The organism is Luteimonas sp. GW821-FHT14E02 (genome assembly GCF_058803905.1).
This window is the reverse complement of the sequence record NZ_JBXAPK010000001.1, coordinates 492,808-515,271: the sequence shown is the minus strand read 5'-3', so window position 1 is coordinate 515,271 and position 22,464 is coordinate 492,808. Positions and strand designations below refer to the sequence as shown.

General features: G+C 65.9%; 20 protein-coding genes and 1 riboswitch. Of the genes, 13 read left to right on the top strand and 7 right to left on the bottom strand.

Annotated features, from left to right (window positions below):
• Positions 1-9: 9 nt before the first annotated feature.
• The 3 genes from AC1RNP_RS02185 to AC1RNP_RS02175 form a co-directional block, all read right to left on the bottom strand.
• Complete coding sequence (locus AC1RNP_RS02185; protein WP_493049578.1) at positions 10-513, bottom strand: thioredoxin-like domain-containing protein; 504 nt, start codon at positions 511-513, stop codon at positions 10-12.
• 70 nt (positions 514-583) lie between these two features.
• On the bottom strand, positions 584-2,740 hold the full coding sequence (locus AC1RNP_RS02180) for a TonB-dependent receptor plug domain-containing protein (RefSeq protein WP_493049793.1): 2,157 nt from the start codon (positions 2,738-2,740) through the stop codon (positions 584-586).
• A 43-nt stretch (positions 2,741-2,783) separates the two neighbouring features.
• On the bottom strand, positions 2,784-3,179 hold the full coding sequence (locus tag AC1RNP_RS02175; RefSeq protein WP_493049577.1) for a MerC domain-containing protein: 396 nt from the start codon (positions 3,177-3,179) through the stop codon (positions 2,784-2,786).
• Positions 3,180-3,232: 53 nt separating this feature from the next.
• Between AC1RNP_RS02175 and AC1RNP_RS02170 the strand changes: the two genes are divergently transcribed.
• A complete protein-coding gene (locus AC1RNP_RS02170) occupies positions 3,233-4,570 on the top strand; it encodes a GTP-binding protein (protein ID WP_493049575.1) in 1,338 nt (445 codons plus the stop codon).
• 88 nt (positions 4,571-4,658) lie between these two features.
• Here the strand turns inward: AC1RNP_RS02170 and AC1RNP_RS02165 are convergent, their stop codons facing one another.
• On the bottom strand, positions 4,659-6,044 hold the full coding sequence (locus AC1RNP_RS02165; protein ID WP_493049574.1) for a trypsin-like serine peptidase: 1,386 nt from the start codon (positions 6,042-6,044) through the stop codon (positions 4,659-4,661).
• 498 nt (positions 6,045-6,542) lie between these two features.
• On the opposite strand from AC1RNP_RS02165, the gene AC1RNP_RS02160 reads away from it, so the two are divergent.
• The 7 genes from AC1RNP_RS02160 (at position 6,543) to zapE (ending at position 12,998) form a co-directional block, all read left to right on the top strand.
• Positions 6,543-7,034 carry a MarR family winged helix-turn-helix transcriptional regulator gene (locus AC1RNP_RS02160; protein WP_493049573.1) on the top strand — a complete coding sequence of 164 codons (492 nt, stop codon included), beginning with the start codon at positions 6,543-6,545 and terminating at the stop codon, positions 7,032-7,034.
• A gap of 13 nt (positions 7,035-7,047) precedes the next feature.
• The gene (locus tag AC1RNP_RS02155; protein WP_493049572.1) at positions 7,048-9,228 is read left to right on the top strand and encodes an FUSC family protein; all 2,181 of its coding nucleotides are present in this window, start codon (positions 7,048-7,050) and stop codon (positions 9,226-9,228) included.
• Entirely contained in the window at positions 9,218-9,415 is a 198-nt protein-coding gene (locus AC1RNP_RS02150; protein ID WP_493049571.1) for a DUF1656 domain-containing protein, read from the top strand. The genes AC1RNP_RS02155 and AC1RNP_RS02150 overlap by 11 nt, the downstream gene beginning before the upstream one ends.
• 19 nt (positions 9,416-9,434) lie before the next feature.
• Complete coding sequence (locus tag AC1RNP_RS02145; RefSeq protein WP_493049570.1) at positions 9,435-10,436, top strand: HlyD family secretion protein; 1,002 nt, start codon at positions 9,435-9,437, stop codon at positions 10,434-10,436.
• A 110-nt stretch (positions 10,437-10,546) separates the two neighbouring features.
• Positions 10,547-11,065, top strand: coding sequence for a c-type cytochrome (locus AC1RNP_RS02140; protein ID WP_493049569.1), 519 nt, complete (start codon positions 10,547-10,549; stop codon positions 11,063-11,065).
• 162 nt (positions 11,066-11,227) lie between these two features.
• Positions 11,228-11,896: an alpha/beta hydrolase gene (locus AC1RNP_RS02135; RefSeq protein ID WP_493049568.1), complete on the top strand. Its 669-nt coding sequence runs from the start codon at positions 11,228-11,230 to the stop codon at positions 11,894-11,896.
• Entirely contained in the window at positions 11,889-12,998 is a 1,110-nt protein-coding gene (gene zapE, locus AC1RNP_RS02130; RefSeq protein WP_493049567.1) for a cell division protein ZapE, read from the top strand. The genes AC1RNP_RS02135 and zapE overlap by 8 nt, the downstream gene beginning before the upstream one ends.
• 43 nt (positions 12,999-13,041) lie before the next feature.
• Here the strand turns inward: zapE and AC1RNP_RS02125 are convergent, their stop codons facing one another.
• Positions 13,042-13,905, bottom strand: coding sequence for an alpha/beta hydrolase (locus AC1RNP_RS02125; RefSeq protein WP_493049566.1), 864 nt, complete (start codon positions 13,903-13,905; stop codon positions 13,042-13,044).
• 189 nt (positions 13,906-14,094) lie between these two features.
• On the opposite strand from AC1RNP_RS02125, the gene AC1RNP_RS02120 reads away from it, so the two are divergent.
• A complete protein-coding gene (locus AC1RNP_RS02120) occupies positions 14,095-14,370 on the top strand; it encodes a hypothetical protein (RefSeq protein WP_493049565.1) in 276 nt (91 codons plus the stop codon).
• 25 nt (positions 14,371-14,395) lie between these two features.
• Here the strand turns inward: AC1RNP_RS02120 and AC1RNP_RS02115 are convergent, their stop codons facing one another.
• The gene (locus AC1RNP_RS02115) at positions 14,396-15,832 is read right to left on the bottom strand and encodes an RNB domain-containing ribonuclease (RefSeq protein ID WP_493049564.1); all 1,437 of its coding nucleotides are present in this window, start codon (positions 15,830-15,832) and stop codon (positions 14,396-14,398) included.
• 231 nt (positions 15,833-16,063) lie between these two features.
• A complete protein-coding gene (locus tag AC1RNP_RS02110; RefSeq protein ID WP_493049563.1) occupies positions 16,064-16,762 on the bottom strand; it encodes an FMN-dependent NADH-azoreductase in 699 nt (232 codons plus the stop codon).
• 99 nt (positions 16,763-16,861) lie between these two features.
• On the opposite strand from AC1RNP_RS02110, the gene gcvA reads away from it, so the two are divergent.
• The 4 genes from gcvA (at position 16,862) to AC1RNP_RS02090 (ending at position 22,457) form a co-directional block, all read left to right on the top strand.
• Positions 16,862-17,767 carry a transcriptional regulator GcvA gene (gene gcvA, locus AC1RNP_RS02105; protein ID WP_493049562.1) on the top strand — a complete coding sequence of 302 codons (906 nt, stop codon included), beginning with the start codon at positions 16,862-16,864 and terminating at the stop codon, positions 17,765-17,767.
• Between the two features lie 97 nt (positions 17,768-17,864).
• Entirely contained in the window at positions 17,865-18,401 is a 537-nt protein-coding gene (locus AC1RNP_RS02100) for a DUF2569 domain-containing protein (protein WP_493049561.1), read from the top strand.
• Positions 18,402-18,463: 62 nt separating this feature from the next.
• A riboswitch (cobalamin riboswitch) is annotated at positions 18,464-18,768 on the top strand.
• A gap of 261 nt (positions 18,769-19,029) precedes the next feature.
• Positions 19,030-21,441 (top strand): ribonucleoside-diphosphate reductase subunit alpha, encoded by a 2,412-nt coding sequence (locus tag AC1RNP_RS02095; RefSeq protein ID WP_493049560.1) that lies wholly within the window; start codon positions 19,030-19,032, stop codon positions 21,439-21,441.
• Positions 21,438-22,457, top strand: a complete 1,020-nt coding sequence (locus AC1RNP_RS02090) for a ribonucleotide-diphosphate reductase subunit beta (RefSeq protein ID WP_493049559.1) — start codon at positions 21,438-21,440, stop codon at positions 22,455-22,457. The genes AC1RNP_RS02095 and AC1RNP_RS02090 overlap by 4 nt, the downstream gene beginning before the upstream one ends.
• The last annotated feature ends 7 nt before the right edge of the window (positions 22,458-22,464 follow it).

Here is a 22,464-nt window from a genome sequence, read left to right as displayed (position 1 = left end):
GGACTCTTCTCATCGACCCAGCGTCGTCGCATCCGCGACGCGAACGTGTTCGACCCACGATCGCAGGACCGGTGCCAGTCCCGTGTAGCGACGCCCTTGCCATCCACTAGCGAGCACGTTGCCTTCGCGATCGACGAGCACGAGGTTCGGTGGCGCAACTCCGCCCAGAGCGCGTATCACCGGCAATGCCGGCAGACGGCGATAGTCGATCGCCGGCCATGGCATGGTCTGCGAGCGCATGTAGCGGCGCATCTCGCGCTCGGATTCGTCCAGGCTGACGTAGACGACTTCCGTGTCGGCGCCCGCCTGCTTGAGCGCCGCATGCACGCGCTTCAGTTCCGGGACGAATGCGTGACATGGGCCACACCAATCGGCGCCGAAATACAACGCGATGACATCCGGCTCGCGCTCCCAGCGATAGGCGACGAAGCGCTGGGCCTCAGGACGCACCAGCGCGCCTGCGATCGATTCGCGCAAATCACCGCCGGTTGCCGTCGCGATGGCTGCCGACAAGCTCCAAACGCAAACGAGCGCGACAAGCCAGCGGCGTGCCCATGCGCGCCGCCTATTCGGTGTCTCGACTTTAGAAGTCGTAACGCACACTTGCATAGACGGATCGCGCGAAGCGTGGACCGTAAACGTAATCGCTATCGCGATTGGCACCGACTTCGAGATCTTTCTGGCGCTGGTCGAACAGGTTCTTCATTCCGAAGGAAACGTCCACGCCCTTCTCATCGAAATGGAAGTGACGGGTCACCCCCGTATCCACCACCCAGAACTCCGGCGTGTGCCTGAGCGTGCCGGTATTGTTGTTCAGTGCATACATGCGGCCGGTGTACTTCAAGCCCACGTAGGCGTCCCACGCTTCGCTGGGCGTCCAGATCGCTTGCGCCAGGCCACTCCATTCCGGCGTCTTGAGGTAGTGGCGGCTCGCGATCACGGTATTGCCGCCGTCGCCGGTATCGTCGAACACCACTTGCGCCTTGTCGTATCGCGAGTGATACCAGGCGACGCCCGCGGTGATGCGCCAGGCGTCCAACGGCTGCCATCCGAGATTCGCTTCAATCCCGGCCACGCGCGAACCGGACGCGTTGCTGCGCATCTGGTACAACGCCCCATCGCGGGGATCACGCTGGATCTCGCTCAATACGAAGGCATCCTTGAGATCGGTGTACGACGCCGTGGCATCGAACGACCAGCGCGGCGAGGCGGGATCGGATCGCCAATCCACCCCGAGCATGGCGGTGACCGCTTTTTCCTCCGTCAGCCCATCCGCGTTGCGGATGCGCACGGGATCGGCACCCAACGTGTCCACGTGCAGGTCCTCACTGAACAATTCCGGCGCGCGGAAACCGGTGGAGATGCCGGCACGCCATTTGGTGCGTTCGCTGGCCTGGAATGCCAGCGCGATGCGCGGCGAGAACACTACGTCATCGAGCTCGGAACTCTTGTCCGCGCGCGCACCCAGCACCAGATCCAGCGCATCGCTGACCGCCCACTCATCCTGCAGGAAGGCGCCAAGATTGGAGAAACTGCCATCGGTGATCACGCGAAGCGTGTTGCCGTCGGCATCCAGGTTCTTATCCTTCACTTCTTCGCGCTTGTACTGCACACCGAATGCCAGTGCTTGCGCGCCGATGCGGTAATTGAACTGCGAATCGAAGTACTGCAAAGGATTCTTGGTATAGCCGTACTGGCGATAGGACACCGAAGCGGCGCTCCCCGGCACGTCAGGATCGAGCTGACGCGGATCGAAGCCGGGATCGGACGGGTCCGTCACCACATCGCCCAGCCCGCCATAGAAGCTGTCGCGGCGGATATCGGCGAACGAATAGCTGAGGCGGAAATCGAAATCGTCGTTGACGATCTGCTCCCACGTCAGCCCGCCGCGCTGATAACGCGTTTTCAGCGCCTCGGCGATGTTGGCCAGGTATTCGGGCTGATCGAACCGATTGCCGCCGCGACGATCTTCCCAGGTGTACTGATAGTCGGCGCGCAGGCGGGTGCTGTCGTTGGGGGCGTACCACATCTGGAAGCCGCCGATGCGCAGGTCCTTCTCGGTGATTTCGCTGTAGCCGTCGTCGTTGAAGTCGATAGCATCGTTTCTGGCGCCTTGCGCGACCACCGACAGACCGAAGCGGCCGCCGGCGCCGACGAAGTCGAAGCGTCCATCACCGAATCGGAGCGGCTCGCCCTTCTGCACTTCCACACCTCCCTGCACGAAGCCGCCGCTCTTCGTCGGTTGCTCGGCGATCAAGTTGATCACGCCGGCCACGGCGCCGGGACCATACAGCGACGAACCGCCGCCCTTGACGACTTCGATGCGATTCACGTAAGCCGCGGGGATCTGTTCCAGTCCGTAGATGCCGCCAAGCGTGGACAGCAGCGGCACACCGTCGAACAGCAACTGGTTGTAGGCACCGCCCAGTCCAAGCAATTGCACTTCGGAGGTGTTGCAGTTCTGGCAGTTGCTTTCCACGCGCATGCCGTTAATCAGCTCGGCAGCTTGCGAGAAGTTCACCGATCCGCGCAGCGCGATGTCCTGCTGTCGCAACACCTCGGTGCGGACGGGCACGTCGGAGAGCAGGCGCTCGGTGCGGGTCGCCGTGCTGACTTTCACCTCGACCACGTCGAGTTGCGTGAGACGGTCACCATCCGCCGCCCATGCGGAGGATGTCGCCGTCGCGGCGATGACCAAGGCAAGCGGCCGCAAAGCAGACGCTCGGAAGGAACGAGACATGGAGAGGCGCGCGATCACGGAATTCGTCATGTGCATCGGCTCGTCAGGACGCGGCATGCGCATGCGGACGGCGTTTCCAGTTCCAAAGGTGCGCGCTCGCCAGCATCAGGCTGCCCGCCACCGTGAGCGGGACCTCCAGCGACTCCGTCGACCAAGGCAGCGCGCCAAGCAACAGGCCGGTCAGGCCACCGACGGCCAGCACGATCAACCCGAGCGGCAAGGGCCGTTGACGATGCGCGCGCCACAGCGCGGTGCCGGTCAGCGGGAGCGCGAAAGCGACGAATGCCGCATGCACCCATTCCGCCTCGGCCCAGACGGCCAGCAAGGGCAGGAAGGCGGCCAGCACCGGCAGCGCCAGGCAATGCAGCAGGCACAGCCCGGATAGGCTGATCGCGGCGAAATCGAATAAACGGGCGGTTGTCGCGGGCTTTCTGCTCATGGCACGATTCTCTTTTATGATATGTTATAACATAACATATTAAGGAAATGCCGATGCTTGCCCCTGCCACGATCCCCTCCCCCGATCGTCTGCATGTGACCGTCCTGTCCGGCTTCCTGGGCGCGGGCAAGACCACCTTGCTCAATCGCATCCTGCACAACCGCGAAGGCCGCCGCGTCGCGGTCATCGTCAACGACATGAGCGAGATCAACATCGACGCGCAGTTGGTCCGCAACGGCGCCGCCGCGCTCAGCCGCACCGACGAGTCATTGGTGGAATTCAGCAACGGCTGCATCTGCTGCACCTTGCGCGAGGATCTGCTGCGTGAAGTGGCACGGCTCGCCGGCGAGCAGCGCTTCGATTACCTGCTGATCGAATCCACCGGCATCGGCGAACCGATGCCGGTGGCGGCCACCTTCTCGGTGCGCGACGAACAGGGTTTCTCTCTATCCGACGTGGCGCGGCTGGATACGATGGTCACGGTCGTCGACGGCGTGCGTTTCCTCGATGACTTCGGCTCCGCCGAACGCCTGGCCGATCGCGGCCTGGCGATCGACACGGAAGACCGGCGCGGCGTCGTGAACCTGCTGGCCGAGCAGGTCGAATTCGCCGACACGATCGTGATCAGCAAATGCGATCTGATCGACGGCGTCCGCCTGGAACGCACGCGCGCCGTGCTGCATGCCCTGAACCGCGATGCCCGCATCATCGAATCGCGCCAGGGCGACGTGCCACTGGCGGAGGTGCTGGACACCGGCCGCTTCGACTTCGCCCGGGCGCAGCTTGCGCCTGGCTGGATCAAGGAACTGCGCGGAGAGCACACGCCGGAGACAGAGGAATACGGTATCTCCAGCTTCGTCTATCGCGCGCGCCGCCCGTACCATCCGCAGCGCTTCGGCGATCTGCTGACGCGCGGCATCGCCGATGCGATCCGCTGCAAGGGATTCTTCTGGCTGGCTTCGCGCATGGACTGGGTCGGCGAGCTGTCCTGCGTCGGCGGTGCCACCGAGCATCAAGCGGCTGGCTTCTGGCATGGCGCGCGTTTTCGCGTCGATGCCGATCTGATCGACGAGTTGCCACTCATCTCCGTCATGCCGCCGCCGGTGCCGTACACGGCTCGCGGCTGGTCGGTGCTTCAAGCCGCTGCATGGAATTCACCGCTTCCCTTGCCGGAAGAAATTCAGGAGCCGCGCGAATATGCAGCGTTGCGCGAACTCTGGCATCCGCTCTGGGCGGATCGCCGTCAGGAACTGGCGGTGATCGGCGTGAACCTGGATGAAGCGCGTGCGCGCGCGGAACTGGATGCCTGCCTGCTCGACGATGCCGAGATGGCGCTTGGTCCCGCCGCCTGGCAGGCGTTGCCGGATCCGTTTCCCGCCTGGCGTCGTTGAATCACGACGCCAGCGTTTCATCCGCGACGCAGAATCCTTTCAGATGCGCCTCCAGCCAATGGAGGCGCATCCGGCATGTCACATCGGATTACGGCGAGAAGTACGACGAGATGCTCGACCACACGCCGTCAAGACGCGAGTAGGAATCCGGATCCTGCGGCGCCGAGCAGAAGGAATAGCCGCCGTACAGGCCGCCACGCAGCTGGTAGGCGCCGGAAGCATCAACGGTGAACAGGCCCGAACCCGAGGAGCCGCCCTCGGTCACACCCGCGTTCCAGACCACCTGGGTCAGCGGCGACTTGCCATCGAGCGTGGTCGAAAGACCCGTCACCGAGCCCAGCGAATATTTCTTCAGATCGCCGGCCGGGTGGTGGATGCCTTCGATCGCGGTTCCGGTGGATGCGATAGGACTGCTGTTCCAGCCGGCGTAGTAGGCCCCGCTGGGCGGTGCGTTTTTCAGCTCCAGCAGCGAAGTATCACGCGTGGTGTTGGCATGGCGCAGATAAGCGCCACCGGTGAGCGTGACCGCATTCGGGTTGGCGGTGTCGTTGTTGCAGGCGGTGGCGTCGAAGAACCAGTAGGTCTGCAGCGTATCGGCGACCCTCTGCGTGCTGATGCAATGCGCGGCGGTCCAGAACAGCGCCTTCTTCGGCGAGTTGCTGTTGTTGAGCAACGTGCCGGAACACAGATACGACTTGCCCTTGGTGGTGAACACCATGCGCGCCACCGCCTTGCTCGCGTCCAGGAAACCCGCGCTCGGATTCGTGCGGCAGACGATGTCCTGCTCGCAGGCGCCGCTCGCGCCGACGCCGCTCGCGCGGGCCAGATCGCGTGTGCTTGCGGCCGGATCGATGTCCAGATGCGACAGCTCGGGAACGCTCAGCGAGAAGCTGCTCGGCCGCTGGCCCTTGGGCAGCACGATCTCGACCGTCAACGTGTCACCGGCGACGACCGGCGACCAGCCCGACTCCGCGCCCGAGAACGCACCGCCGTTCTCGGCGAACACGCGACCGTCGTTGCCGGCGAAGCGCAGCATCACCGCCGAAGGATCACCACTCAACCTGCCCGTCGAGCGCAGCTGCAGCCCGGCGCGCAGCGCCACCGCGTTGGTCGAGGTCAGTGTGAAGCGGGCGCCGCGCGAACCATCCGCCAAGGTTTCCCAGTTCAGACCATTCAGATCGATGCGGCTGCGGCCGACGCCGCGGGCGAAGCCGATCTCCAGCGGCTGGCCGTGCTTGGCCTGCTCAAGACGACGCTTGGCCACCGCGGCGAAGGCCGCCTGTTCCGGCAACCCGAGGTCGACGGCACGCATGGCACCGGCCTTGCCGGTCGTGGCGAATTCGGCACCGCCCAACGCCTTGGCGAGGGGCGCCACAGTCACGGGGGCAGCGCCCATTTCCGCGGCGGAAACGATGGCCGTGAAACCCGACAAACCGGCCAGCAGCGCGAGAGAAAGCACGTTCTTGCGGATCATGAGTTGGGGATTCCTGAGTACGGTGGATGGCCGGCAGCCCCTCCGGCACGGATCGGCATTGAAGTCGCTCGGGGCCTACCGCTTAAACGCAGCGATTGCGCATTCCCCCACCTCTTGCCGTGGTGGGAACCGTCTTGCCGGCGGATTTGGTTGCAACGCCGAAAACCACCATTCGCATAGACGGAGGCAAGGCTGAGTGCCCCTGGTGCCCGTTCGAGGGGCGGAAAAGCGCTTCCGATGCGTCTTATGAAGTAACGGGGCTGTAGGCCTCACCGCGCACGCACGCCAGGGACAACCTTTCCCGCTCCGTGCCGATTAGTTGACTCGAGACAGGGTCTCGTTCGCGCTCGCGTATTTCTCCACGCGGGCTTTTTTTTGTTCGGAATTCGCCGCTTCGCACCGACCCGCCTCGATCGCGGCGCGCAAGGGGCGTATTCATTTTTCTTTTATTTCATAAATGTAATATATGCTTGTGTTGCTTATTGGAATGATCAGGCCATGAACCCGTTCTCCGCCACCGAGAAGCGCATCGACGTCACCCGCGGCAAGCACCCGGCGTTCCCGCGCGGGCCGGCGGTGCTGGTGCGGCTGATCAAGCGCCTCCACAAGCACGTGCAGGACGATGCCAACGCGCTGCTCAAGCCGTTCGGCATCAATCATCCCGAATACAACATCCTGATGATGCTCTACGGCAGCACCGACAACGCGGTGACGCCGTCGGAGCTGGCCGAGGCCGCTGGCGAAAAATTCGCCAACATCACCCGCCTCACCGATCGCCTCTGCGACAAAGGGTTGCTGGCGCGTTCCGGCAATGCCGAGGACCGCCGCAAGGTGACGCTGTCGCTGACGGCGAAGGGCGACGCGCTGATCTCGCGCATGCTTCCCGGCATCTCGCGGCTGCTCAAGCGCCAGACCGCCCTGCTCGACGAGCGTGAACAGCAGCAGCTCGAGCTGCTGCTGAAGAAGATGCTCACGGGTTTCGCCGACTGAGCCGTCGCGCGTCATGTCCTCCTCTGCCGCTTCCGCGACTCCCGCAGCTCCAGAACGCGCCTTCCTGACGCGCGCTGCTTCTAATAAGCACGATTTCTTCCGCGAGGAAGGCGGCACCTGGCTGTTCGTGCTGCGCACGCTGCTCACCTACTGCCTCACCGGCTGGCTGGCGATGCGGCTGGAGCTGGAACAGCCCTCGACGGCGATGATGACCACGGTGATCGTCATGCACCGGCAAAGCGGCATGGTGCTGGCGAAGAGTTTCTATCGCGCGCTCGGCACCTTCGCGGGCGCCGGCGCGGCGCTGCTGATCGTCGGCCTGTTCCCGCAGCAACGCGAGCTGTTCCTGCCGGCACTGGCGCTCTGGCTCGGCGTCTGCGCGGGCGGGGCGACGCTGTACCGCAATTTCAAGTCGTATGCCTTCGTGCTGGCCGGCTACACCGCGGCGATCATCGCGTTGCCGGTGGTCTCGCATCCCACGGCGGTGTTCGATTCGGCGATGGCGCGCATCGCCGAAGTGCTGCTCGGGCTGCTGGTGAGCGGCGTAATGAGCGATGTGGTGTTTCCCAGCCGCATGCGCGACACGTTGCGGGCGACGGCGCGATCGCAGTTCTGGGGCTTTGTCGGCTTCGTGCGTGACAGCACGGGCGGCACGCTCGCGCGCGAAGCGATGGAGAAGGCGCATCTGCGCTTCGTGCGAGAGGCGACCACGCTGGAAGATTTGCGCAGTTCAGTGATCTTTGAAGACCCGGACACGCGCGCGCGCAGCAACCAGCTGCGCCTGTTCAATCAGCGCTTCATGGCGGCCTCGACCAGCTTCCAGTCGCTGCATCATCTGATGAACCGCCTGATCCGCAATGGCGGCGGCGACGTCGCCGATGCGCTGATCGTGCTGTATCGACCACTCGCCGAAGCACTGGCCGTGCCGGAAATCGGCGAGGCCGATTCGCACGCGCTGCTGCCGAAGCTGTCGGCATGCGTGGATGCGCTGCCGGCGCGCGGTGCGGCCTTGCGCGCGCGTTTCGCCGGCACCGCGCGCGGCGACGATTTCGACACCGGCGCGGAACTGGTGCGGCGCTTCGCGCACGAGCTGCATGCCTACGTCGAGGTCGCCGCCACCCTGCGCAATCCAAAGCCCTCCAGCGGTGCGGTGGAACGTGTGCGCTTCTCCCGCAGCAACGACTTGGCCGGCGCGGCGCTGGCGATGCTGCGCACGACGCTGGTGATGGGGGGGCTGAGCGCGTTCTGGATCCTCACCGCCTGGCCCTCCGGCGCCAGCGCGATGCTGCTGGCGAGCATCCTGTGCGCGCTGTTCGCCACCACGCCGGCACCGGCGGCGGTCAGTCTCAAGCTGCTGTGGGGGTTCGTGCTCGGCACCATGGCGGCGTATGCGGGCACGTTCTGGCTGCTGCCGCATCTGGATGGCTTCGCGCTGCTCGCCGCCTGCCTCGCGCCGCTGTTCCTGATCGGCGCCTACATGACGACGCGGCCGCAACTGGCGGTGCTCGGGCTCGGTTATCTGATGTGCCTGACAACCACTATCGGCCTGACCAATCTGATGCATTACGACCCGGCCGGCTTCGTCAACAACGCGATCGCGCAGCTGGCCAGCGTCGGCGCCACCGTGCTGGCGTTCCAACTGTTGCCGTCGGCCATCGGCAGCGCGTGGATGCGCCGGCGCCAGCTCGCCAGCCTGCGCGCGCAGGTGGCGCTGGCGGCGGAAGCGCCGCTGCCGGGGTTGCGTCATCGCTTCGAAAGCGTCAACCGCGACCTGCTGCAGCAGGTGGTCGCGGGCACCGTGCCGGGCAGCGAGACTTCGCGCGCACTGCTGGCCTGGGCGCTGGCGGTGCATGAAACCGGGCGCGCCCTGATCGAGCTGCGCCACGACGCGGCCATGCTCGATCTGCCGAAGGCGCTGGCGCGCGCGGTCGCGGATGCGCTCGACGCCGTGGCCCGGCTCTACGAAGCGCCCGATGCGGCGCGTTATCTGATCGCCCGCGATCGCGTGCTCGACGCGATCGCCGCCACGCACCATGCCCTGCCCGATGCGCCGGAGACGCGGCGCCTGCTGCATCACCTGCATCTGATCCGCATCAGCCTGGTGGATGCCGATTCCGTGCTCGCCGAGTACATGCCGTCCGTGTCGCCGGCGCCGCCCGCATTGCCGGCGAAGGAGGCCCGCCATGCCGTATGAGTTCTCGCTCGGAGGCGCGCTGCTGCCCGGCGTGCTGCTGTGGTTCACGCTGATGCTGGGCGTGCTGTGGGGGTTGGATGCGGTCGCCGGCCGCTACGGCCTGTATCGCTACGTCTGGCATCCGCCGTTGTTCCGGATCGCCCTCTTCATCTGTCTTTTCTGCGGCTTCGGCCTCCTGCTTTTCTAATTGCTACCCACACGCTGCCATGAACACCCGCTCGATCGCCCGGTTCTCCCTCACCGCCGTCGTCATCCTGGTCGCCGCGCTGCTTGCGCATGCGATGTGGCGGCATTACATGTACGCGCCATGGACGCGCAACGGCCGCGTGCGCGCCGACGTGGTGCGCATCGCGCCGGACGTGTCCGGACTGGTGGCGCGGGTCGCCGTGCGCGACAACCAGGTGGTGAAGAAGGGTGATCTGTTGTTCGAGATCGACCCGGCGCGCTACCTCAACGCGGTCGCGCAGGCGGAAGCCAATCTCTCGGCCGCCGAGGCCGCCGCGCGCGCCGCCGGCGCCAGCATCCACGCGGCCATCGCCGGCGCCGCCGAGCGCCGGGCCAATTACGAGATGTACCAGGCGCAATCGGCGCGGCGGCAGAAGATCATCGGCCAGATCATCTCGACCGAGGAGCGCGCCAATGCCGCCGCCGCGGCCAACGCCGCGCTGGCCGGCTGGAACCAGGCCCAGGCCAGCGGCAAGGAGGCCAGCGCCAGCCAGGAGAAGGCGATCGCCGCCATGCAGCAGGCGCGGGCAGCCCTGGCCGCCGCGCGGCTCGACCTCGCCCGCACCCAGGTGCGCGCGCCCGTGGACGGCTACGTCACCAATCTCGACGTGCGCCAGGGCGACTACGCCGGCGCCGGCGCGGCGCGGCTGGCGCTGATCGACCGGCATTCGTACTGGATTGCCGGGTATTTCGAGGAGACCAAGCTGTCGGCGCTGCGCATCGGCGATCCGGTCGACATCCGCCTGATGAGCGGCGGCCCGGCGCTGGCCGGGCGCATCGAGAGCATCGCCCGCGGCATCAGCGACCGCGACAATCCGACCGGCGCCGACCTGCTCGCCGACGTCAATCCCACCTACAACTGGGTGCGCCTGGCCCAGCGCGTGCCGGTGCGCATCCGCATCGACGACGCGCGCCTGCCGGACGGGATGGTGCTGGCCGCCGGCATGACCGCGACCGTGGTGGTGCACCCGCGCCGTGGCTGAGGCCGGCCCGCCTGCGACCCATGGCGCCGGTGGGGAAGGACTTTTTCCAGCGTTCCCTTATACTTGCGCGCTACTAGCTGCGGCCGGGGGCCGCGCGCCATAGGTGACTCGTGCGTAATTACGATCTCGACTTCCTCAAGCATTTCTCGATGGTGATCGGCTTTCTGGTGCTGGTCACGATCGGTCTGATCCTCTTCTCCCTGCACCTGCACGACACGATTCCCCCGGAAGTCTCGGCGACCACGACCAAGACCACCGAGTCGCGCATCGCCCCGGCCGGCGACATCTACGCCGGTGCCACAGGCGCCGCGGAACAGGCGGCGGCGGCCAAGGCGGCAGCCGCGGCCGCGGCCTCGCAGGTGGCCTACGGCGGCACCACCGACGGCTCGGTGATCTTCGGCAACCTCTGCACGGCCTGCCACACTTCCGGTGCCGGCAACGCGCCGACGCTGGACAAGTCGCACTGGACCGCCCGCATCGCGCAGGGCAAGGACACGCTCTACAAGCACGCCATCGAGGGCTTCACCGGCCCCAACGGCGGCATCATGCCGCCCAAGGGTGGCAATCCGGCGCTGACCGAAGAGCAGATGAAGGCGACGGTCGACTGGATGCTGACGCAGATCAAGTGACGTTTCATCTGGCGCTTGCCAGATGAAACCCCAAAGTTCGCTATGCAAACTTTGGGCCCCAGTCCCGCAATGCCATATCCCCGCCGCTATCGCGGCGCCCCCTTAACTTAAGGGGGCTCTCCTCCAGAACGTAGATCGGGCTACGCCCGATACAATGTCGCAATGGCATCACCTGCGTTCCCCCCCGAATCCGCCTCGCTCACGCTGCCCGGCCCCGCCGGCGCGCTTGAAGTCGCGGTCGACTGGCCGGACGCCGACGTGGCGCGGCTGCCACTGGTGGCGATCGTCTGCCATCCGCTGCCGACCGAAGGCGGCACCATGCACAACAAGGTGGTCACGATGGTCGCGCGCGCGCTGCGCGAGCTCGGTCTGATCACCGTGCGCTTCAACTTCCGCGGCACGGGCCATTCCGAGGGCAGTTTCGACCAGGGCCAGGGCGAGGCCGACGACCTGCGCGCCGTCGCCGCCTGGGTTCGCGAACAGCGTCCGGACGACGCGTTGTGGCTGGCCGGCTTCAGCTTCGGCGCCTACGTCGCGCTGCGCATGGCCAACGCACTGCAACCCGGCATGCTGATCACCATCGCGCCGCCGGCCGGACGCTGGGATTTCGCCGAGATCGCGCTGCCGACCATGCCCTGGCTGGTGGTGCAGGGCGAGGAAGACGAGATCGTCGATCCGCAGGCCGTCTACGACTGGCTGGCGCGCACCAAGGCGGATGCGGAGCTGGTGCGCATGCCCGACACCGGCCATTTCTTCCATCGCAAGCTGATCGACCTGCGCGGCGTGATCAAGAACAGCGTGCGCTCCCACCTGCCGGCCGCGGATGGCTGACGCGGGAAAGGCGGCGGCGCGGCCGTCCGAACGTTATCGCGCCGGCGTGGCGTACAGTGACTGGAGTGACGATCCGGCGCAGCACCCTGCGTTGCGGGAACTCGATCGCATCCACGAGGCACTGCTGCGCCCCGTGAAATCGCGCGGCGTGCTGCAGCGACTGTTCGGCGATGGTCCGCCCGCGCCGGAACCCGGCCTGTACCTGTGGGGGGGCGTCGGCCGCGGCAAGACCTTCCTGATCGACCTGTTCTACGACGGTCTGCCGATCCAGGAAAAGCGCCGCACCCATTTCCACCGCTTCATGCGCGAGGTGCACGCGCGCCTGCGCACGCACGCGGGCGAGCGCGACCCGCTGGCGCTGATCGCGCGCGAATGGCGCGAAAGCCTGCGCGTGCTGGTGCTCGACGAGTTCTTCGTCAACGACATCGGCGATGCGATGCTGCTCGGACGCCTGCTCGAGCGCCTGTTCGCCGAGGGCGTGGTGCTGGTCACCACCTCCAACAGCGCGCCGCGCGATCTGTACAAGGACGGCCTGCAGCGCGTGCGCTTCGAGCCCGCGATCGCGCTGATCGAACGCTACTGCCACGTCTCGGAGCTGATCAGCGACACCGACTACCGCCTGCGCGCGCTGACGCGCTCGCCGGTGTACCGCACGCCGCTGGATGCGCAATCCGACACCTGGCTGGAAACGCGCTGGCAAGAGCTCGGCGGCGATGAGGCTCATCGCGATGCCGGCATCACGCTCGACGGCCGCAGGATCGCGGTGCGCGCACGCTGCAAGGGCATGGCCTGGTTCGATTTCGAGGAACTGTGCGTGGGGCCGCGCGGCGCGGCGGACTACATCGAGATCGCGCGTGAGTTCCACACCGTGCTGTTGAGCAATGTTCCGCGCATGGACGAACCCATGGACAATCCCGCGCGACGCTTCATCACGCTGATCGACGAACTGTACGACCGCCACGTCAATCTGGTGTGCACCGCCGATGCCACGCCGATGGACTTGTATGCCGGCTCGCGCCTGGCGGGCGCGTTCGAGCGCACGTCCTCGCGCTTGATCGAAATGCAGTCCACCGAATATCTGACGCTGGAACACCGGCAGTAGATCGCAGTTCCGAACACGCGTGCCCTTATCGCACGCGCCCTCGTCAGACCCCGATCGAACGCAGGAACGCGGCGACCGCCTCGGTGTACGCCGACGGCTCGCCCAACTCGCGATTGATCGCCATGTGCGTCAGCGGCTGCGGCAGCACGTCGACTCGCGCTCCGACTTCTTCGGCGCGTTCGGCGAACCGCCGCGCACCGGCGCAGGCATCGTCGGCACGCCGCGTGGAGCAAATCGCGAACATGGGCAGCGACTGTCGCGACAACCGTGCATACGGCGAAGCGGCCGCCCATGCCGCCGGATCGGCGCCGAAAGCGCGGTCGTAGAGCGATGGATGACGGCGCCGCATCAACTGCTCGACATCGTAGGCGCCGCTGTCGATCAGCACCACGCCGCGTGGTGGCGATGCACCGGCCTCGCGCAACAGCTCGGGCGCGGCGGCGAGCAACGCGACCAGGTGCGCGCCCGCCGAATGCCCCATCAGCACGAAGCGTTCGCGATCCGCGCCCCAACCGGAAGCGGCGCGCTGCGCGGCGGCCACAGCATGCGCGACATCCTGCGCCTGCTGCAGCGGCGCGGCTTGCGGCTGCATGCGGTAGTTGACCGAGACCAGCACATACCCGCGCGCCACCCAGTAATCGGCCTTGGCGCCGACCACGCCGGGACCGCCCTTGTCGCCGAACCGCCAGCCGCCGCCGTGCACCATCACGATGATCGGCGCTTGCCGCGGCTTCGCGGGCAGATAAACGTCAAAGCGTTGGCGCGGATCGGCGCCGTAGGACACATCGCGCAAGACGCGCGCGCTTTCGGGCGGCGTCTGCACGGATTCCCGTTTCCGGGCATCCACGCTTCCCGCGATGCCGAAACCGAGCACCGCGACCAAACCCAATATCGTCCACTTCCTCATGGCGGCACCTGGCGTTTTCCATTCATCGATGACCGGTCAACGATTCTGCGCGTGCCGCGTTTACATCGATGCTGCCGGCGCGTCCCCCTCTCCCTCCCGTCGGCAGCATCCCCTCAGGCCAGGGATGGCCGCCTTTCTTTCCCCGACCGCTCTTTCCTCGATCGACCGCCGCCACCGGAGACCTCGTTCATGCGCCCCATTTCCCGCCTGTTTCTCGTTGTCGCACTCCTCGCCGCCACCGCTCCCGCGTTCGCCCAGTCCGGCGATCGGGCGGCGAAAATGCAGGAACGCCTGAAAGCCGCCGATACCAACGGCGACGGCCTGATCGACCGTTCCGAGGCCGAGGCCGGCCTGCCGCGCGTCGCCGAACACTTCGACAAGCTCGATGCCGACGGCGACGGCAAGCTCAGCCGCGACGAGTTGCGGAAGATGCGTGAGCAGATGCGTCAGCGTCGCGGAGGCTGACGCCGCAGATTCGGTCGGGCGAATATCACGCCATCTCGAAGCGGATCGTTCGCTTGTCCGGATCCGCTTCGACCAGCCGCGCGCGGATGTTCTCGCCCAGCGGCAGCGGTGCCGCGCCCGTGACGCGCGCCAGGATCGCGGGATCGCGCAGCATCAGATCGCCGTGTTTCGGATCGTCGCGATCGATTTCGATCACCGCCGCCTCGAACGTTTCGCCGACGCGCGGCGCCAGCGTCACCGCTTCGGCGAGATCGAGCACGGCGCGCTCGTAGCGTCCGGCGCGCTGCGCGGAGGCTTTCATCTTCACCGGCAATTCCGGCAACGCGTCCAGCGCCCATTGCGGCACCGGCTTGCCCGCGCACAAGGCCAGGCACACCTCTCCGGTGTAGCGATCGACCAGGCGCCGCAGCGGCGCGGTCACGTGCGCGTACTGCGCGGCGAGCGCGTAATGGTTCGATTGCGCCGGCACCGCGCCGTCGAAGGCAACGTAGGCGGCGCCGCGCAGCATCGTGGTGCAGGCCGTCATCATCGCGATGTGCAGCGGATCGGAAGGATCGAGTGTACGGATGAAGTCCGGATAGCTGCGCTGCTTCGGCCAGTCGATGCCGAGCGCGCGTGCGGTGCGATGCAGGCGCGCGATCACGTAGGGCTCGGGCTCCGGCAGCGTGCGCAGCAGGCCGACGCCGCCTTGCACCATCAGATGTGCGGCGGCCATGCCGGTGAGCAATGAAATCTGCTCGTTCCAATCCTCCACCGGATGGCGGGCGCGGAATTCCAGCGTCCAGCGGCCATCGTCCTCGATGCAGATCTCCTGTTCCGGCAGCGGCAGGCTGACGCCGCCACGGCGTTGCTCGCGCCGTTCGCGCAATTCGCCGATCTCGCGCAGCACCGACCACATCGGCGCGGCGCCACCGCCGTCGATCTCGCGCTGCACGCCGGCGTAGTCGTAGCGGGCGCGGCTCTTCACGCGCGCGCGGCGCACATCGACGGTGGTGCCCTCGCCTTCGGCGTCGAGTTCGATCGTCCACAACAGCGCCGGGCGCTCCTTGTCCGGCAGCAGCGAGGCGGCATCCTCCGACAGGACTTTCGGATGTAGCGGAATCTTGCCATCGGCGCCGTACAGCGTTTCGCCGCGCAGATTGGCTTCGACATCAATCGCATCGCCCGGCGTGACGAAGGCCGCGACGTCGGCGATCGCGTAGTGCACGCGATAACCGCTGCCGTTGCGTTCGACGTGCATCGCCTGATCGAGATCCATGGAACCCGGCGGATCAATGGTGATCAGCGGAATATCGGTGCGGTCTTCTTCCGGCAATCGCGGTTGCGCGGCGGCGGCTGTCGCCGCGCGTTCCACCTCGGGCGGGAACGCCGGGGTCAATCCCTGCGCTTTCTGGATGGCGGCAAGGCCTTGCGCCAGTGTCGGCTGCGGCGTGCGGAGGCTGAGGCGTCGCGTGGTCGGCACGGAATTCCCGTCGGCGGCGTGCGCGGGTGCACTGGCCGATTTTAGACAGAAGCTTCCTCGGGCGGAGTGCTCGAGGGCTGCGCTGGAATATCGAGCCGTCATCCCAGCGCAAGCCGGGACCCATTTTGATCTTGATTAGGAAACGTCAAAGCAAAGCGAAATGGGTTCCAGCATGCACTGGAATGACGATCTTTCAGCGCGCACTATCCCGAGGAAGACTTCCTGCCACCGCTAGGCACATTCGGCTACGAGCGCCGGCATTCGTTCGGCGAGCAGACGATCGACCAGCGCATCGACCGCTTCCTCGGCGGCGCCGATCGACGCCTGCAATCGCGCGTCGGCGAATTCGTCGTACTCGATCGCGATGGCGGCTTCCAACTCGATGCCGAGATAACGCAGCGGCGTCGCCACGCCGGCTTCCACGTGGTTGGCATGCGCGAGGCGTTCGCCCGCGCCGTAGCCGTAGTCGCCGCGCGATCCCAGCAAGACCAGGCGCTTGCCTTGTCCGGCCAGCAGCGGCCAGTACGGTTCGCCCGCGCGGCTGCGATCGAAGCCGAAGGTGCGGCCCACGCGCACGACGTTGTCGATCCAGGCCTTGAACTGCGCCGGCATGCCGAAGTTGTACATCGGCACACCGGCGACGATCAGGTCGGCCGCGATCAGTTCGTCGACGAGCGTGTCGCTGAGCGCGAGCGCTTCGCGCATCCAGGGTTCGCGCCGCTCCGGCGGCGTGAACGCGGCATGGATCCAGCGCCCGTCGACGGGCGGCGGTGGCTGCGTGCCGACATCGCGGTGGACGATGGCATCGGCCGGACGCCGTGCCCGCCAGCGCTGAACGAAGCGATGGCTCAGTCGGCGTGTGTGCGAGCCGTAGGCCTCCTGGTCGGAGCATCCGGGACGGGCGCTGCTGTCGAGATGCAGAATATTCATCTGTCTGTCGCCTTTGTTGATAGTTTCACCCATCATTCCGCTACAGACTGGCGGCGACAAACGACGATTCTTCACGCGATAGATGATTAAAATTCATTCATGCGCAAACTCCCGCCACTGACCGCCCTGCGCGCGTTCGAAGCCGCGGCGCGCCATGCCAGCTTCAAGCGCGCGGCCGAGGAACTCTCCCTCAGCGCCACCGCGATCAGCCATCAGGTGCGGCAGCTGGAGGAGCGCCTGGGGCTCGCACTGTTCGAACGCCGGACGCGGCAGGTGGTGCTGACGGAAGCCGGAAGGCGCCTGTTCCCGGTGCTGCGCGATGGCCTCGACGCAATCGCCGCCACCATCGAGTCGCTGACGGCCGCGCCCGCGCGCCCGCTGCTGACCCTCTCGACCACCAGCGCCTTCGCCGCGCGCTGGCTGGTGCCCAAGCTCGGCGCCTTCGCCGCGGCGCAGCCGGACATCGGCCTGCGCATCCACGCCTCGGACGAAAGCGTCGACCTGCGCCGCGAGCGCGTGGATCTCGCCGTGCGTTACGGCGGCGGCCGCTATCCGGGCCTGCGTTCGGAACCGTTGCTGCCGGGCCGTTTCGCACCGGTCTGCAGTCCGCACCTGGCGCTGCGCACGATCGCGGACCTGCCGAAACATCCGCTGATCCGCTACGCCTGGCATCTGCAGGAAGCCGATACGCCCGACTGGCCGCGCTGGCTGCGTGAAGCCGGCATCGCCGACGATGCCGTGCGCGGTGGTCCGCTGTTCTCCGACGAAACGCATGCCATCCAGGCCGCGATCGCCGGTCAGGGCGTCGTGCTCGCCAGCCTGCCGCTCGTGGCCGATGAGCTGGCGGCCGGTCACCTGATGGTGCCCTTCGGGCCGGTGCTGGAAGGCCACAGCTTCCATCTGGTGTGGGCGCCGGAATCGGAATCCTCGGAGGCGTTCACGCGCGTGCGTGATTGGCTTCGGAGCGAAGCGCAGGCCTTTCAGCCTGCCCAAGCTTCGTTGTAGATACGCGTGTGCGCATGTCGATTCCAGATAGCAGCACCAATGATCGTTTTCAGATGACCTAAAGTCCGGAAATCAGATTTGCTCAGGGGGAGCGCAAGTGTCCGACAATCCGTATCAGCCGCCGATGGCGCCGGTCATTCCCGCCACGCCCCCAACCACACCTGCCGCCCCCAACAGCGGGCCGAGCGGGTTGGGCGGCTGGCTGATCCTGGTGATGATCGGCATGATCCTGACGCCGATCAAAATTGGCATTCTCATTGCCACGACGCTGTTGCCGCTGCACCGCAACGGCACCTGGGAGATCCTGACCAGCCCCGGCACCGAGAACTATCATCCCCTCTGGGCTCCGTTGTTGATCTTCGAGATCGTGGGCAATATCGCCTTCATGCTCGCTTGCGTGGTCCTGCTGAGCCTGTTCTTTACGAAATCGGCACGCTTCCCACGAATGTTCATCATCTATTTCGTGGCCAATCTGATTTTTCTGATTGTCGATTATGTTCTGGGCGAACAGATTCCGGCGGTCGCCGCGGCGGGGCCTGCCGGCGCCGTCGAGATTGCTCGCACCATGATCGCCGCCCTCATTTGGGTGCCTTACATGCTGGTTTCGAAGCGGGTGAAGAACACTTTCGTCTGAGTCATAGCACACTGCATCGAATTTCCGCCCCAACATTTCGTGTTGACGTTAATTTTTAACCACGATATGTTGTGTCTGTCGGTTCCGACGGCATGCGCCGCCGGATGAAAAGGGAAGCCGGTCCAGGCTCGTGAGAGCCCATTCCGGCACTGCCCCGCAGCGGTAGGTGGAAACGAAGTCGTATTGGATGCGAGTCCCTCGCAAAAGCCCGCACACCTCACTACGTTGACGACGTAGTTCGATGTGCGGTCTGTCCAAAAAAGCACTGGGGCGGTGGTCCCGGGAAGCAACGACAAGTAGGAGGCCCGGGCGTACCGCCTGAGCCACGTCCACAAGTCCGAAGACCTGCCGACAGCCGCGCGATCTGCACGCCGCGCGGTGCCGGCCGCGGAATCTCCGGGGGGAGATGGCTGGTGACGCATTCGGCCGACGGTCTCCGTCGCGGCCGTTGCGACGCCGCTTTCCGACCCTGTAGCTCCCGCCCGCCGCCGCGACGCCTTGTCGTCGCGACAGCACCGGCTGGGCGAGGTCGCGCGCGGATGGTTTTCGCCATCTTCGTTGCGACGTCGCCGCTTCTGCCGTCCCGCGAGGGAGCGACGGCACGGTGCGTCACCACGGAGCCAGCACCATGACACAACAAGACACCGACACCGCGATCAAACCCCCGGCGGAAACGGCTGCGACCCACGAATCTTCCTTCCTGCTCACCGCACCACCCACGGCCACGGCCATGCAGGTGCGCAAGCGCAACGGCGGCAGCGAGCCGGTCGATCTGAACAAGATCGTGCGCGCCATCCAGCGCTGCTGCGACGACCTGCACGCGGTCGATCCCATGCGCGTGGCCACGCGCACCATCTCCGGACTCTACGACGGCGCCTCCACGCGCGAACTCGACGAACTGTCGATCCGCACCGCCGCCCTGCTCACCGCCGAGGAACCCGAATACAGCCGCTTGGCCGCGCGATTGCTTGCGAACGTGATCGCCAAGGAAGTGGCCGGGCAGGAGATCCACGCCTTCTCGCAATCGATCGCGCGCGGCCACGATCTCGGGCTCATCAACGATCGCCTGCTCGGCTTCGTGCAGCTGCACGCGCGCAAGCTCAACGACGCCATCGACGCGGCGTTCGATCTGCACTTCGATTATTTCGGCCTGAGAACGCTCTACGACCGCTACCTGCTGCGTCATCCGCAGTCGCGCAAGGTGATCGAGACGCCGCAGCAGTTCTTCCTGCGCATCGCTTGCGCACTGTCCGAGGACGTGCCGGAGGCGCTGGCGCTGTACCGCCGCATGGGCAATCTCGACTATTTGCCGAGTTCGCCGACGCTGTTCAACAGCGGCACCACGCATGAACAGCTGTCCTCGTGCTTCCTGCTCGATTCGCCGCAGGATTCGCTGGAGTCGATCTACGCGCGCTACGGCGACATCGCGCAGCTGTCGAAATTCAGCGGCGGCATCGGCGTGAGCTACACGCGCGTGCGCTCGCGCGGCTCGCTGATCAAGTCCACCAACGGCCATTCCAACGGCATCGTGCCGTGGTTGAAGACGCTGGACTCCTCGGTCGCCGCGGTGAACCAGGGCGGCAAGCGCAAGGGCGCGGCCTGCGTGTACCTGGAACCGTGGCACGCGGACGTGGCCGAATTCCTCGAACTGCGCGACAACACCGGCGACGAAGCACGGCGCACGCACAACCTCAATCTCGCCAACTGGATTCCCGATCTCTTCATGCGCCGCGTCGAGGCCGATGCCGACTGGTCGCTGTTCGATCCGCGCATCGTGCCGGAATTCACCGATCTGTACGGCGAGGCGTTCGAGCGCGCCTACGAACAGGCGGAAACGCAGGGCAAGGCGGTGAAGACGATCAAGGCGCGTGAACTTTACGCGCGCATGATGCGTTCGCTGGCGCAGACCGGCAACGGCTGGATGACGTTCAAGGACAAGTGCAACCGCGCGAGCAACCAGACCGCCAAGGCCGGCAACGTCATTCACCTGTCGAATCTGTGCACTGAAATCCTCGAGGTGACGTCGGCCGAGGAAACCGCGGTCTGCAATCTCGGCTCGATCAATCTCGCGCACCATTTTGACGAAGACGGAGTCTTCGACTTCGACAAGCTCGGCGAAACCGTGCGCCTGGCAGTGCGCCAGCTCGACCGCGTGATCGACCTGAACTTCTATCCCATCGAATCCGCGCGCCGCGGCAACCTGCGCTGGCGACCGGTGGGCCTCGGCTGCATGGGCCTGCAGGACGTGTTCTTCCGCCTGCGCCTGCCGTTCGACGGCGAGGCCGCACGCGCGCTGTCGGCCAGGATCGCCGAGACGATCTATTACCACGCGCTGGAAACCTCCTGCGAACTGGCCGAGGAACGCGGCCGCCATCCGTCCTTCGCCGACACGCGCGCGGCGGCTGGCGAATTGCAGTTCGACGCATGGAATGTCACGCCTGAGCACCAGGAGCGCTGGGACGCGCTGCGCGAGCGCATCAAGACGCACGGCCTGCGCAACTCGCTGCTGATCGCGATCGCGCCGACCGCCACCATCGCTTCCATCGCCGGTTGCTACGAATGCGTGGAACCGCAAGTCAGCAACCTGTTCAAGCGCGAGACGCTGTCGGGCGACTTCCTGCAGGTCAACCGTTACCTGGTCGAGGAGCTGAAGAAGCTCGGCCTGTGGACGCCGGACATCCGCGATGCTATCAAACAGGCCGAGGGCTCGATCCAGGGCCTGACGCAGATTCCCGAAGCGCTGCGCGCGGTCTACCGCACCGCGTGGGAGCTGCCGATGCGCTCGCTGATCGACATGGCGGCCGAGCGCGGCGCCTACATCGACCAGTCGGCCTCGCTCAACCTGTTCATGGAGAGCCCGAACATCGGCGCGCTGTCGTCGATGTACATGTACGCATGGAAGAAGGGCATCAAGACCACGTACTACCTGCGTTCGCGGCCGGCGACGAAGATCGCCAAGACCACCGTCGCCACTTACACGCCGGTCGCCGCGGTGGCGTGCTCGCTCGAGAACCCGGAAGCCTGCGAGGCCTGCCAATGAGCACACACAACCGCCAACTGCTGCTCGACCCTGGCTTTGAACTGACGTTGCGCCCGATGCGCTACCCGCAGTTCTACGAGATGTACCGCAACGCCATCCGCAACACCTGGACGGTGGAGGAAGTGGACTTCTCGCTGGACGTGAATGATCTGAAGCACAAGTTCGGCCCGGCCGAGCGGCATCTGATCGAACGGCTGGTGGCGTTCTTCGCCACCGGTGATTCGATCGTGTCCAACAATCTGGTGCTGAACCTGTACCAGCACATCAACGCGCCGGAAGCGCGCATGTACCTGTCTCGGCAGCTGTACGAGGAGGCGCTGCACGTGCAGTTCTACCTCACGCTGCTCGACACCTACCTGCCCGATCCGAACGAGCGCGCCAAGGCTTTCGCCGCGGTGGAAAACATCCCCTCGATCCGCAAGAAGGCCGAGTTCTGCTTCAAGTGGATCGACAGCATCCAGGACTTGCGCCGCGTCGAAACGCGCGAACAGCGCCGTCAGTTCCTGCTCAACATGGTCTGCTTCGCCGGCTGCATCGAGGGCCTGTTCTTCTTCGGCGCCTTCGCCTACGTGTACTACCTGCGTTCGCGCGGACTGCTGCACGGGTTGGCGTCCGGTACCAACTGGGTGTTCCGCGACGAGAGTTGCCACATGGCGTTCGCCTTCGAGGTGATCCGCACCGCGCGCGAGGAGGAGCCCGATCTGATCGACGACGATTTCCGCGCGCAAGTGGTGCAGATGATGCAGGAAGCGGTGGAGTGCGAGTTCGCCTTCGCGCAGGACACGCTCTCCGGCGGCGTCGCCGGGCTGTCGCCGAAGGACATGCGCGAGTACCTGGAATACTGCGCCGATCAGCGCATGGCCCAGCTCGGTATGCCGAAGCATTTCGGCGCGCGTAATCCTTTCCCCTTCATGGACCTGCAGGACGTGCAGGAGCTGACCAATTTCTTCGAACGGCGCGTCTCGGCCTATCAGGTGGGTGTGCAGGGTGAAGTCGGCTTCGACCACGCTTTCTAAGGACGTC